The following is a 12,757-nucleotide window of genomic DNA, read 5'->3' on the forward strand; positions in this document are numbered from 1 at the left end:
GCGCTGTTCAATCGGGTTTGCGGCGGTAGCGGAAGTACCAGACTTCGTGGCCATAGACCGTGCGCGCCTTGTGTTCGTAGCGCGTTTCGGGCCAGCCGCCGGGACGATTCTGGAAATCCTTTGCCTCGCTCGCCAGCCATTCGAACTGGTGCTTGTGCCTGCGCATGACCATCAGTGCATGGCGCAGGTAAACGGCGTGATCGGTGCCGAAGCGGAACTCGCCGCCGGGACGCAGTTTGGCGGCAAACATGTCGAGCGGGCCGTCGTTCATCATGCGGCGCTTGGCATGGCGGGCCTTGGGCCAGGGATCGGGATGCAGCAGATAGAGGAACGAGAGCGCACCATCGGGGATGCGGCGCAGCACTTCCAGCGCATCGCCGTGGTGGATGCGCACGTTGGGAATGGGGGCGTGCTGCGCCCCCTTACCCTCAAGGACTCCGCCCGATACGTGGGTGAGTGCCTGCGCCACGCCGTTAAGGAAGGGTTCGGCCCCGATGAAGCCGTGATCGGGCAGCATATCGGCACGAAAGGCCATATGTTCGCCCCCGCCAAAGCCGATTTCAAAATGCAGCGGGCGGCTTTCGCCAAACAGCGCTTCAGCCGTGATCGGCCCTTCGGCGGGCATGGAAATCTGCGGCAACAGATCGTCCACCAGCGCCTGCTGGCCCTGCCGCAGAGGCTTGCCCTTGGCGCGGCCATAGAGGCGGTTGATCGTGGTGGGATCGCCGGGTTTATACGCTGTCATAAGGCGCGCCGATGGCAGGAGCCGCAGCACCAGTCAACGGTAAGGCCGCCAACGGAAACGGCCCGCCGGGGAGGGCGGGCCGCTTCATCGTGAGGAAATCGGGGGCCGGGAAGAATCAGGCCGCTTCGATCACGCTCATATCATCGGGATCGCGCAGCACGTAGCCACGGCCCCAGACGGTTTCGATATAGTTTTCGCCACCGCAGGCGTGCGCCAGCTTCTTGCGCAGCTTGCAGATGAACACGTCGATGATCTTGAGTTCGGGTTCGTCCATCCCGCCATAAAGGTGGTTGAGGAACATTTCCTTGGTCAGCGTGGTGCCCTTGCGCAAGCTGAGCAGTTCCAGCATCGCGTATTCCTTGCCGGTCAGATGCACGCGGGCACCATCGACTTCGACCGTCTTGGCATCGAGATTGACCGAAAGCTTGCCGGTGCGGATGACCGACTGCGAATGGCCTTTCGAGCGGCGCACCACGGCGTGGATGCGGGCGATCAGCTCTTCGCGGTGGAAAGGCTTGGTCACGTAATCGTCGGCACCGAAGCCGAACGAGCGGACCTTGGAATCCATTTCGGAAATGCCCGAGAGGATCAGCACCGGCGTCTGCACCTTGGCGACGCGGAGCTTCTTGAGAACATCGTACCCGTGCATGTCGGGCAGGTTCAGGTCGAGCAGGATGATATCGTAATCATACAGCTTGCCCAGATCGAGGCCTTCTTCGCCAAGATCGGTGGAATAGACATTGAAGCCTTCGGTCGTGAGCATCAGCTCGATCGCCTTGGCGGTGGTCGGTTCGTCTTCAATCAGCAGTACGCGCATTGAACTGCCCCTTCTCTTGCCAGTCCCCGTTGGCAATTAACCCGGCATCAATTCGGGTTTCCCGCCATTAACCATAGGAGGAATGAACGCGAAAGGTTAATTTGTTGTAAAGGCGGGCGGGGGTTTCGGCGCGGTTAACCACCGATGCGCCCGGAAACGAATCGTTTGGGTGGGGAAGTGATTCAAAACGGGGCGGAAAATCCCGTGAATCCAGCTGTGCCGGAATGAATCAGGATCAGGCTCATTAACGCATCCATATCGGCGCAAGGTTAACCGAATGTCGCCCAAAGCGGGGCTTGCGCCCGATTCAGCAATGCGAATCAGGCCCCGGCGATGCCAAGGCTTGAGGCAGCTTCGCGCAACTTGCGCGTGCCCGCGCTATCGTTGCGCAGTGCGTTCAAACCTTTTTGCAGGCTTTCGGCAGCTTTCTTAGGCTCACCCAGTTGAATCCGGCTGCGCAGGAGCATGATCCAGCCATCGACATTGGCGGGATTGGCATCAAGCTTTGCCTCAAGCCCATCGACCATGCCCCGGATCATGGCTTCCTGCTGACCCTTGGGCAAAGCGGACGCGGCCTTCATCTGGTCCGACGTCGGCCCCGGAATGCCAGCGGCGGCCTTGTGCGGGCCATCGGTGATCGCGCCGCCTGCGGGCGCGGCGAACTGCGCTTCGGCAAGGCGCTTCTCCACCTCGATCTTGTGCTTTTCGCCCACCGCGCGGATGACCGAGCGGATGTCTTCGGCATAGGGCGCATCGGCAGGCGTATCTTCCAGCAGATCGAACCAAGCGTTGATGGCCTGCCGGTGCCGCCCGCCAAGATCCATCGCCACCGCCTGGAAATAGCGGGCGCGCGCATCCTTGGGGTCCAGCTTGATCGCCTTGTCGAAAGCGGCCCGCGCATCGCGGGGCATCCGGCCTTCTTCCTTGCTGGCAAGCACCAGCGCCTCTCCCAGAAACGACCACGTCTGCGCGTTTTCGGGATCGAGTTTGGTCGCCTTTTTCAGCGCCGTGGCGGATTCGGCATAGCGTTCGGTCTGGAAATAGGACCAGCCGAGCATCCGCCAGCCTTCGGCATCGTCCGGCGTTTCGGCCAGCTTAGCTTCCAGCTTTGCAATCACATCATCGACCGAGGGCTGCTGGCTGGGCGCGGCGGGCGGCGGTTCGGCAGGCGGCGGCGGGGTTTCCGGCCCGCGCATCATCGCCATGCCTCCGGCGCCAAGCGCGATCAGCCCGGCAGCGATCAGCGCAAAACGACCAAGACGCGAAGTCCCTTCCGCACTTTCGCGGGTTTCGGGTGCAGGCTTCGGCTCGGTCATCGCAAACTCCTGACGGACAGCCATTTCACCCTGTCGAGCAAGGGTGAAGCGTCCGGGCACTTTCAGCGCATATCGCGCAGGGCAGGCGGTGCGCAACCCGTTGCGATGCGAACAAGGGTGGACAGCGCACAAGCGTAAGGCGCAGGCTTTGCAAATTGTTTCTGGCAATGCGCAGAGCATCGGGTAAAGTCGGGGTTCAGGGGTCGCAAATCGGTAGAGAGACGGGCAGGCGCAGGTACATGCGCCGTCGGTCGGCGATGCGGGGGACGCAGGCCGGTGGGCGAGATATTCAAGGTTGCAATCATCGGTTCCGGCCCGGCGGGCATGAGTGCGGCCAGCCGTGCGGCGCAGCTTGGCCTGAGCCATGTCCTGCTCGAAAAAACGGACCACCTTTCCGATACGATCTTCAAATATCAGAAGGGCAAGCACGTGATGGCCACGCCATCCCAGCTGATTCTTCGATCCGATCAGGAGTTCGACGCGGGCAAGCGCGAGGATATCCTTGATAGATGGAACGGGCGCACCGCCGAACTCGGTGTGAACGTGATGTACAATGCCGATGTGAAAGCGATCAAAGGCACCGGCGAGGCGATTGCCGGATCGGTGCAGAAGATCGTTTCCCGCGCGCGTGACGGGTCGACGACGACCACCGAATTGCAGCGGTTTGCGCCACCCTATGCGATCACGCTGACCAATGGCGAAACGGTGATGGCGGAAAACGTCGTGCTTGCCATTGGCACGCAGGGCAACCCCAATCTGATGCGCTGCCCCGGCGGCGATCTGCCGCACGTTACCTACCAGTTGGACGATCCCTATGCCGTGCTGGACCAGCACATCATAGTCATCGGCACAGGTGACGCCGGGATCGAAAACGCGCGCGGACTGGTTGAGGATCAGGCGCAGGGTAATACGGTTACCATCCTCAACCGCAGCCCGAAATCCACCAACGTCCGCGAAAGCTTTGCCACGGCAAAAGAGCCGAACGCGAAAGCGCTGATCGAGGATGACGCGGCGGGCAAGCTGACGATTCGCTACGAGACGGAGACCAAATCGGTAGAGCCCGGCTGGATCACGCTTTCCACGCGCGATGGCGAAGAGCGCATTCGCTGCGACCGGATCATTGCGCGAATCGGGTCAGCCCCGCCGAGGGCCTTTGTCGAAGGGTGCGGCATCGAGTTTGCGAGTGCTGACCGCCTTGCCTTCCCGACGCTGTCGCCGCAGTTCGAATCGACTGCACCGGGCATTTTCGTGATTGGCGCGCTGGCTGGCTACCCGCTGATCAAGCACTGCATGAATCAGGGCTACGATGTCGTTGAATTCATCAACGGCAACAAGGATCTGAAACCGGCGGACGAACCGCTGCTGGAAGCCAAGTTTGCAGGCCTGCCGGGCCGTCGTTCGGTGAACGAATGGCTGGAATTCCTGCGTTCGAACGTGACCATTCTTGAAGGCATGACCACGCTGCAGTTGCGTGAATTCATGCTCGATTCCGAAGCGCGTGCCTACAAGAAGGGCGATGTGATCTTCGAGAAGAACGATCCGGGATCGTCGCTGTTTGCCATCGCATCGGGCGGGGTGAACGTGCGGCTCGATCCGAATGATGCGACGAAAGTCGTGCCGATTCCACCGGGTTCGATCTTTGGCGAAGTCGGCCTGATTTCGGGGCGGAAGCGCGGAGCGACCATTGTTGCCGCAGAAGATACCGTCTGCGTCGAGATCAGCCGCAACGCCGCACTCAAGCTGCAAAGCCAGGTGCCAACGGCCAAGCGCGCGATCGAGCGGATATCGACCGAGCGCCAGATCCTGCAGATGTTCGGATCGGGCCTGACACCTGCCGATATCGCAGAAGTGGTCGACGGATCGAAGATCGCCCAGGTGCGCGCGGGCGACGCGATCATCAAGGAAGGCGATGACGACCGCGATATCTATGTGATCCGGGTGGGTTCGATGATCGTGGAGAAGGAAGTGGGCGGGAAGCCTGTGTTCCTGTCCTACCTGCCAGCCGGTTCTTACGTCGGCGAAATGGCGGTGATCGATGGCGGCACCCGCACGGCCACGGTGCGCGCGGCAATCAAGAGCGAAGTGATCCGCATTGATGGCAAGGCCTTCCGCCGCGTGCTGGCAGCCAAGCCAGCGCTGCTGGATCGTGCGCGCAAGGAAATGGAAGTCCGCCGCGCGACCAACGCCTTCATCGAAACGAAGAAGGACACCTTCTCCGGCATCGTCGATCTCTATTCTGAACAGGCCAAGTTCCTCGTTTCGCAAGGGCTGGGTGAGGCTACCGACGTTCTGCTGATCGACGAACGGTTGTGCGTGGGTTGCGACAACTGCGAAAAGGCCTGCGCCGACAGCCATGACGGGCTTTCGCGGCTGGACCGCGAGGCAGGCAAGAGCTTTGCCAGCCTGCACGTGCCGACATCGTGCCGCCACTGTGAACACCCGCACTGCATGGCCGATTGCCCGCCCAACGCGATTCAGCGCGGGCCGGATGGCGAAGTGAAGATCAACGATACCTGCATCGGCTGCGGCAATTGCCAGCGCAACTGCCCTTATGGCGTGATCCGCATGGACAAGGTGCCGCCCAAGAAGCCATCGTTGCTTTCCTGGCTGTTCTTCGGGGCCGGGCCGGGGCCGGGCGAGCCGCCGTATAAATGGTCGAAGAAGAACACGAAATATACCGGTGATCCGGCCATTGATGAAGCGCTCGATCGCAAGAAGGCGATCAAGTGCGACATGTGTTCAGGCATCGAAGGCGGCCCAAGCTGCGTGCGTGCCTGCCCGACCGGCGCTGCCATCCGCGTTTCGCCCGACGAGTTCCTGACCGTTGCGCGGCTTGAGAACGAGGGGGCCTGAGCGATGGCATCGACCGCAAACAAGCCTGCTTCGGCCAAGAAGACCGGCTCCTCGCGCCAGCGCCAGAATACCCACGAAGGATTTCTGACCCATCGCAACATGTATTGGGCCAAGCTTTCGGCTGCGCTCGCACTGGTCCTGACGCTGCTTTATATTTTCGTGCCGCTGCCCGGCACGCATTTCGGGTCAAGCTGGCTGGGCTACACGCTGGGCACGTTCGGCGCGCTGCTGATCCTGTGGCTGACCATGCTGGGAATGCGCAAGCGCGCGATCACACCGGGCCGTTGGAGCCTGAAGGCGTGGACTTCGGCGCACGTCTATCTTGGAATGCTCGTTACCGTGATCGGCACGCTGCATTCGGGATTCGAATTCGGCTGGAACGTCCACACGCTGGCTTGGGCACTGATGCTGCTGGTGGTGGCATCGGGGGTGTTCGGCATCTATGTCTATGCTACGCTGCCCCGCGCGCTTTCGGCCAATCGCTATGACGAAGAAGGCGCGATCACCGAAAAGCAGATGATCGAGGCGCTGCGTTCGCTCGACCGGCAAATCCACGATGCCGCGCAGCCATTGGATGCGCAGGCGGCGGTGCTGGTAGGGCAGAGCCTTGAGCAAGACCCGTTCGGCGGCACCATCTGGAATCGTGTGACCGGCAACTATCCCAATTGCGCCACGCGCCACGCCGTCAACGAACTGCGTGCGCTGCGCGCGTCACGTCAACGAACCAAGGACGATCTGCTTGGCAAGATCGACGCGCAACTCACGCGCAAGGAATCGATGCTCGAACGATTGCGACAGCATCTGAAACTCAAATCGTGGTTGCAGGCCTGGCTCTATGTCCACGTCCCCGTCACCTTCGCTCTGATCGCTGCGCTCTCTGCGCATGTCGTCAGCGTCTTCTTCTACTGGTGAGCGAACGATGAGCTTTGTTGTCCGCCAGATCGCGCTCAAGTCCAGTGGCGAGGAAATCGTCCGCGGCTCCACCTATGGAATGCGCGAGATGACCGTTGGCCGCGATTCGGCCTGCGCGATCCACTTGCCCGACCTTGCGGTGAACCCGGTCCATGCGCGTATCGCACGGGGGGCGGATGGTATCCTCACGGTTACTGCAACCACCGATCAGCCGTTCGAAGTGAACGGCCGCAGCACGAAGTCTGCCGAAATCGACCCGGCGGTGGGTGGCGAGCTTGCCTTTGGCGGCCACCGTATTGCCGTTTCGCAGGATGAGGATGGCGAAACGCCGGTCCTGACCGTGCGCCGTGTGGAAGCCGTGTCCGAATCCGCCGAAGAGCGCGATATCGGCGCGGCCTATTCGCTGAAAGGTCTGCTTCCCGGAAAGCGCCTTTCGGCATGGGCGTTTTCGCTGCTGGTGCTGTTCGCGTTCCTTGCCTTCCCGCTCTACAGCTATGCCACATACAAACCGCTGGCGATGAAGGAAGAGGCGCGGCGGCCCGATGGTTTCCACGCCGATCAGACGTGGACGTCCGGCCCGTTGAGCCTTTCGCACAAGGCGCTGAATGGCGATTGTCAGGCCTGCCACACGCAAGCGTTCGTTGCGGTGACCGACAAAGCCTGTCTTACCTGCCACACCAAGGATGCACACGATCACATCGCAGACAAGGCGCGCCTGTTGCAATCACGGGGAGAGCCGACAGGCATGGCCGCCATGCAGCGCGCGGTCGCGGGCGCGTTCAACCGTCCTGCCGGGCGTTGTGTCGATTGTCACACTGAACATGAAGGCGCGGGTGCTATGCCCGCCACGCAACAGCAGTTCTGCGCGGACTGCCATGACGGGATGAAAGGTCGCTTGCCCGACACGAAGATCGCCGACGCCGCCGATTTCGGAACGGCCCATCCCCAGTTCAGGCCGACTCTGTTGAGCGGGATGGACGGGGACAAGCCGCTGTTCCGTCGCGTGGCGTGGGAAGCGGGTCTGCAAGAGAATAACGGCCTCAAGTTCACCCACGGACAGCACCTGTCGAAAACCAATGGCATTGCGCAGATGGTGCGCCGGATGCCGGGCAAGTTCGCAGGCAGCGATGCCCTGCAATGCGCCGATTGCCATGCGACCGATTCCAGCGGTGCACGCTTCAAACCCGTGGACATGGAAGAATCCTGCCAGTCGTGCCACTCGCTCAGCTTCGATCAGATCGGCGGCACCGTTCGCACGCTGCGGCATGGCGATCCTGCACAGGTCGTGGCCGATCTGCGCGCCTTCTATCGCGGCACTGCGCCTGCACGCCCGGCAAACCTTTCGGGCATGGCGCGCAGGGTGCCGGGCGATGCGGCGATGCGGTCAACCGCGGCAGATTATGCCCGCGCGGTGCGCTTCTATCCGGGCGGCGCGGATCAGGCGATCACGCAAGTCTTCTCGAAGGGCGGGATGTGCAACGATTGCCACGTCGTCACGCGCAGCGGTACTGCGCAGACGGCAGGCTTTGCGATCCAGCCGGTCGCCCAGAACGACCGCTATTTCCGCAAGGGCTGGTTCGATCACAAGGCCCACGTGCAAAGCGATTGCGCGCAATGCCACACCGGCGCTGCCACATCGAACAAGGCCACCGACCTTCTCGTGCCGGGCATGGATGGCAAGGGTGGCTGCCGCACCTGCCATGTCGGCGGTGAAGGCGCGAAAATGGCATCCATTTCGGTAAAGGATCCGGTCGAATCCTCCTGCGCGATGTGCCACTCCTATCACATGGATGCAGGCGCGCCGTGGGTGCCAAAGAATGATCGGAAGAAAACCGACGCTCATGCGGTGGCGCTGGCGGATCGTCCGCGCTTCCCGATGAAACCGCACTAGGGGATGCAGGGGGGACGATGCTGATAGCGCAGGTCACCGACATCCACCTGGGGTTTGAGCCTGACTGCCCCGGTGAGTTCAACCGGCAGCGGCTTGACCGGGTGCTGGAGGAACTGGCTGCGCTACAGCCCCGTCCCGACATGCTGATCGCGACCGGGGACTTGATCGACCGGGGCGACAAGGACAGCTACCTCCGCCTGCGCGAAGCCTTTGCCGATCTGCCGTTCCCGGTTCACTACGCGCTGGGCAACCACGATGTCCGCACCACCTTTGCCGAGGTCTTCCCCGAAGCGCGCTTCGATGGAGGCTTTCTGCAATATGTGGTCGAAGCCGGGCCGCTGCGGCTGATCGTGCTTGATACGCTGGAAGAAGGCCGCCACGGCGGTGCCTTTTGCGATGCACGCGCGGCATGGCTCAACGCCCGGCTCGATGAAGCGCCCGATGCGCGCAACCTGATCGTGCTGCACCACCCGCCGTTCGAAGCGGGCATTCCGTGGATGAACACCGATCCCGCAGAACCCTGGGTCGAACAGCTCGCCGCCTGTGTGCGCGGGCGCGACAATATTGTCGGCATGGTGTGCGGCCATATCCACCGCGCCATCGTCACGGCATGGGAAGGCACCGTGGTCGCCACCTGCCCATCCACCGCGCCGCAAGTCGCGCTCGATCTGCGGCCGATTGACCCGGACCAGCCGGACGAGCGAAACCTGATCATCGCCGATCCACCCGGCTATGCGCTGCACTGGTTCAACGGGCGCGAACTGGTGACGCACTGGGACACGGCCGAGGATCATCAGGTCCTGGCCCGGTTCGACGCCAACCTGACCGACATGGTGCGCGAAATGCTGGCCGAGCGTCCCGGAGCGGCATAAGTCCCGGCGTCTACATCGCTTGCAGCCACGACAGGTGTGGAAACTCTCCCCGCTGCGACTAAGCACACCTTCGGTGCGCCAAGTCTCGCTCCCCTCCCTTAAGGGAGGGGTGGGGGTGGGTTTACCAACGCCCAAGCTTTACCGCACGCCCGCCAGCGCCTTCTGCCGCCGCCGCTGCACCGAACTGCCAAGGCCAATCGCCTCGCGATATTTCGCCACCGTGCGCCGGGCGAGGTCGAAGCCCTTGGCTTTCAGCAGATCGACCAGCGCATCGTCCGAAAGGATCGCCTTGGGATCTTCCGCATCGATCAACTGCCGGATCGCTGCCTTCACAGCCTCTGCCGAAGCGCCTTCGCCATCGGATGATGCCACGCCCGACGTGAAGAAATACTTCAGTTCGAACGTGCCGCGATCGCAGTTGAGGTACTTGTTCGAAGTCACCCGGCTCACGGTTGATTCGTGCATCTCGATGGCCTCTGCCACCTGCCGCAGCGTCAGCGGGCGCAGATGGGCAACGCCGTGGCGGAAGAAGCCGTCCTGCTGCTTCACGATCTCTGCCGCCACTTTCAGGATCGTCTTCTGCCGTTGGTCCAGTGCCTTGAGCAGCCAGTTCGCATCGGCCAGCTTTTCGCCCAGCCACGCCTTGGCTTCCTTGCCGACGCAGGCCCCGCGCATTTCCACGTAATAGCTGCGGTTGACGATCAGGCGCGGCAGGGTGGCCTGATTGATCGCGATATCCCACCCCGATCCGGCAGCGCGGATGAGCAGGTCGGGCACCACCGCTTCGGCCATGCCCGCACCAAAGCGCAGGCCGGGGCGCGGATCGTAACTGCGCAATTCGGCCAGCATATCGGCAAAGTCTTCGTCATCGACCTGGCACAGCCGCTTCAGCCGCGCGATCTCACCCCGCGCCACCAGTTCGAGATTGTCGATCAGCCGTGCCATGCACGGATCGTAACGGTCCGCTTCCTTTGCCTGCAGCGCGATACATTCGCCCAGATTGCGCGCGCCCACGCCGGTGGGATCAAGTGATTGCACCAGCCCCAGTGCGCGTTCCACCACCAGCGCCGAAAGCCCCAGCGCTTCTGCCACTTCGCCCAGCGGCAGGCGCAGATATCCCGCTTCGTCCAGTTGATCGATCAGCCATCGCGCCACGAACAGCAGTTGCGGGTCAGACGTGGCGGTGCCGATCTGGCCGTGGAGATGTTCGGCCAGCGATATGTCGAAGCGCCCGTGCTCGTCGATATCCGGCGCTTCGCCACCGCCGCCCCCTTCGCGTACTGAGGACAGTTCCAGCAGCGAACCGTCCCCGGTATCGCGGTCGCGGTCGAGCGCGGTCGTATCGATATCGAGCGGGCGGTCTTCCGCCACCCGCCCTTCGGCAACGAGTTGATCGACGCCGGAGGATTCGAGCTGTGTGCGGCGCAGGTCTTCGGACAGCGCATCGCCCGGCTCAGCAGGCGCGGAATCCCCGATTTCCAGCAGCGGATTTGCTTCCAGCGCCTCACCGATAAAGGTTTCCACCTCAAGGTTCGACAGCGCCAGCAGCTTGATCGCCTGCTGCAACTGCGGTGTCATCACCAGCGACTGGGTTTGTCGTATGTCCAGCCTTGGCCCCAGAGCCATGATCTAGATCCCCCCCGAGATCTTCATCAGCCAGCCTGCCTCGGCAGGCTCAGCATGAGCGGGGGAAAGAAACATCCATGCGCCACCTCCGCTCGTCCTGAGCCTGTCGATGGACAAGACGCAAAGCTCACAGCGTAAAACCCTCACCCAGATAGAGCCTGCGCACGTTGGCATCGGCCACCAGCGCTTCGGGGCTTCCGGCAAACAGCACCTGCCCGCCATAGATGATGCAGGCGCGGTCCACGATATCCAGCGTTTCGCGCACGTTGTGGTCGGTGATCAACACACCGATGCCGCGCCGCTTGAGGTCTTTCACCAGATGGCGGATATCGCTGATGGAAAGCGGATCGATGCCGGCAAACGGTTCGTCGAGCAGGATGATCGATGGCCGCGCAGCCAGCGCCCGCGCGATTTCGCACCGGCGGCGTTCCCCGCCCGAAAGTGCCATTGCCGGGCTGGCGCGCAGCCGGGTCAGCCCGAATTCGTCCAGCAGCCGCTCAAGCTCTGCTTCGCGCGTGGCCTTGTCCGGCTCGATCAGTTCCAGCACGGTGGCGATGTTCTGCTCCACCGTCATGCCGCGAAAGATCGACGTTTCCTGCGGCAGATAGCCCAGCCCCAGGATCGAACGGCGGTACATCGGCAGCTTGGTGATATCCACGCCATCCAGCAGGATGCGCCCGGAATCGGGCCGAACCAGGCCCATGATCGAATAGAAGCAGGTCGTCTTGCCCGCGCCGTTCGGCCCCAACAGGCCCAGCACTTCGCCCTTGCCCACCGACAGCGAGATATCGCTCAGCACCGCGCGCTTGTCATAGCTTTTGGCGATTGAAACCACTTCAAGTCCGCCCTGCGGGATAGGCGGTGCCGCATTGGCGGGCGCGGCAGTTTCATCGATCATGGTCATCAACAAACTCGGCAGTTTCAATCGATCAGCGGCATTCAATAGCGGGTCGGCCCGCCAGTTCAAACCCCGCGCTGCAATTTGGCAGGATTTATGCATGGCTTCATAGCCACGTCACATTAAATCCCGATGAAGGACAAGGCTGCCCGAATTGCCCTTGCACGTTCCCAACCTGCATGTTCTACTCCCGTAGGATAGGAACAAGGGGTTAGGCGCCATGAACAAGGCCCTCCACTCAGCCGCCAGCAAGGCCGAAAAGGTCGATTGGCGCAAGAAGATGAGCGACAACGTCGCTTACGGCCTGCTGGTCTACACCGGCCTGCAGATATTCGTCACCATGCACGAAATTCAGGGGACCAGCGCATCGATCCTGCCGCTGTTCGTGCTGGTGGTGCTGGTTGCCGCAATCATTCCGATGTTCCGCCAGTTCGAACGACGCTGGGAACACCTGACCGATGAACAGGCGCACAGCATGGCCTATAAGGCCGCATTTCGGCGCGATCAGATAAAGGTATGGGCGCTTGCCGCTATCCTGCCGATCCTGATCACCGGCCTCTATCGCGCGCTTTCAATGCTGTTCTGAGGGGCTTTTGCAAACACGGCAGGTTGGGAAACCCTCCCCGCTGCGACTAATTTCGCCTTACGGCTCAATAAGTCTCGCTCCCCTCCCTTAAGGGAGGGGCTGGGGGTGGGTTTACGGCGCTCGTTTTAGCAATTGATACCACAGTCTGCCGAACTGTCCTCGCCCCCCTGATTGCCTGCCAGCCATCCCTGCTCTAGACCGCGCAGCCTTGCTGTTGCGAAAGGTCTGTCCATGCTTTCAC

The 12,757-nt window shown here is 62.1% G+C and carries 10 protein-coding genes; 5 read left to right on the forward strand and 5 right to left on the reverse strand.

Going from position 1 to position 12,757, the window contains the following annotated elements; all coding sequences use genetic code 11:
• Nucleotides 1-7 precede the first annotated feature (7 nt).
• The 3 genes from trmB to ACOVQ0_RS14555 form a co-directional block, all read right to left on the reverse strand.
• Entirely contained in the window at nt 8-745 is a 738-nt protein-coding gene (gene trmB, locus ACOVQ0_RS14545) for a tRNA (guanine(46)-N(7))-methyltransferase TrmB (RefSeq protein WP_421885837.1), read from the reverse strand.
• 115 nt (nt 746-860) lie between these two features.
• Nucleotides 861-1,562, reverse strand: coding sequence for a response regulator transcription factor CtrA (gene ctrA / locus ACOVQ0_RS14550; protein WP_168850947.1), 702 nt, complete (start codon nt 1,560-1,562; stop codon nt 861-863).
• Nucleotides 1,563-1,882: 320 nt separating this feature from the next.
• Complete coding sequence (locus ACOVQ0_RS14555) at nt 1,883-2,902, reverse strand: TPR domain-containing protein (RefSeq protein WP_421885840.1); 1,020 nt, start codon at nt 2,900-2,902, stop codon at nt 1,883-1,885.
• A gap of 252 nt (nt 2,903-3,154) precedes the next feature.
• Between ACOVQ0_RS14555 and ACOVQ0_RS14560 the strand changes: the two genes are divergently transcribed.
• The 4 genes from ACOVQ0_RS14560 to ACOVQ0_RS14575 are packed head-to-tail and all read left to right on the forward strand — an operon-like array spanning nt 3,155 to nt 9,406.
• Nucleotides 3,155-5,731 (forward strand): cyclic nucleotide-binding domain-containing protein, encoded by a 2,577-nt coding sequence (locus ACOVQ0_RS14560; RefSeq protein WP_421885843.1) that lies wholly within the window; start codon nt 3,155-3,157, stop codon nt 5,729-5,731.
• 3 nt (nt 5,732-5,734) lie between these two features.
• The gene (locus ACOVQ0_RS14565; protein ID WP_421885845.1) at nt 5,735-6,643 is read left to right on the forward strand and encodes a hypothetical protein; all 909 of its coding nucleotides are present in this window, start codon (nt 5,735-5,737) and stop codon (nt 6,641-6,643) included.
• 7 nt (nt 6,644-6,650) lie between these two features.
• A complete protein-coding gene (locus ACOVQ0_RS14570) occupies nt 6,651-8,534 on the forward strand; it encodes a cytochrome c3 family protein (protein ID WP_421885847.1) in 1,884 nt (627 codons plus the stop codon).
• A 17-nt stretch (nt 8,535-8,551) separates the two neighbouring features.
• On the forward strand, nt 8,552-9,406 hold the full coding sequence (locus ACOVQ0_RS14575; protein ID WP_421885849.1) for a phosphodiesterase: 855 nt from the start codon (nt 8,552-8,554) through the stop codon (nt 9,404-9,406).
• Nucleotides 9,407-9,544: 138 nt separating this feature from the next.
• Here the strand turns inward: ACOVQ0_RS14575 and rpoN are convergent, their stop codons facing one another.
• Nucleotides 9,545-11,032 (reverse strand): RNA polymerase factor sigma-54, encoded by a 1,488-nt coding sequence (gene rpoN, locus ACOVQ0_RS14580; protein WP_421885851.1) that lies wholly within the window; start codon nt 11,030-11,032, stop codon nt 9,545-9,547.
• A gap of 127 nt (nt 11,033-11,159) precedes the next feature.
• Nucleotides 11,160-11,936 carry an LPS export ABC transporter ATP-binding protein gene (gene lptB, locus ACOVQ0_RS14585; RefSeq protein WP_421885854.1) on the reverse strand — a complete coding sequence of 259 codons (777 nt, stop codon included), beginning with the start codon at nt 11,934-11,936 and terminating at the stop codon, nt 11,160-11,162.
• A 214-nt stretch (nt 11,937-12,150) separates the two neighbouring features.
• Here lptB and ACOVQ0_RS14590 point away from each other — a divergent pair, with 214 nt between their 5' ends.
• Nucleotides 12,151-12,516 (forward strand): hypothetical protein, encoded by a 366-nt coding sequence (locus ACOVQ0_RS14590; RefSeq protein ID WP_421885857.1) that lies wholly within the window; start codon nt 12,151-12,153, stop codon nt 12,514-12,516.
• Nucleotides 12,517-12,757: the final 241 nt, after the last annotated feature.

This window comes from Novosphingobium sp. (assembly GCF_049240505.1).
Classification (GTDB): Bacteria; Pseudomonadota; Alphaproteobacteria; order Sphingomonadales; family Sphingomonadaceae; genus Novosphingobium.

Coding starts and splice junctions, on each gene's coding strand:
- lptB (WP_421885854.1), bottom strand. CDS start 11,936: ATGACCATGATCGATGAAACTGCCGCGCCCGCCAATGCGGCACCGCCT.
- trmB (WP_421885837.1), bottom strand. CDS start 745: ATGACAGCGTATAAACCCGGCGATCCCACCACGATCAACCGCCTCTAT.
- ACOVQ0_RS14590 (WP_421885857.1), top strand. CDS start 12,151: ATGAACAAGGCCCTCCACTCAGCCGCCAGCAAGGCCGAAAAGGTCGAT.
- ACOVQ0_RS14565 (WP_421885845.1), top strand. CDS start 5,735: ATGGCATCGACCGCAAACAAGCCTGCTTCGGCCAAGAAGACCGGCTCC.
- ACOVQ0_RS14555 (WP_421885840.1), bottom strand. CDS start 2,902: ATGGCTGTCCGTCAGGAGTTTGCGATGACCGAGCCGAAGCCTGCACCC.
- ACOVQ0_RS14570 (WP_421885847.1), top strand. CDS start 6,651: ATGAGCTTTGTTGTCCGCCAGATCGCGCTCAAGTCCAGTGGCGAGGAA.
- ctrA (WP_168850947.1), bottom strand. CDS start 1,562: ATGCGCGTACTGCTGATTGAAGACGAACCGACCACCGCCAAGGCGATC.
- ACOVQ0_RS14575 (WP_421885849.1), top strand. CDS start 8,552: ATGCTGATAGCGCAGGTCACCGACATCCACCTGGGGTTTGAGCCTGAC.
- rpoN (WP_421885851.1), bottom strand. CDS start 11,032: ATGGCTCTGGGGCCAAGGCTGGACATACGACAAACCCAGTCGCTGGTG.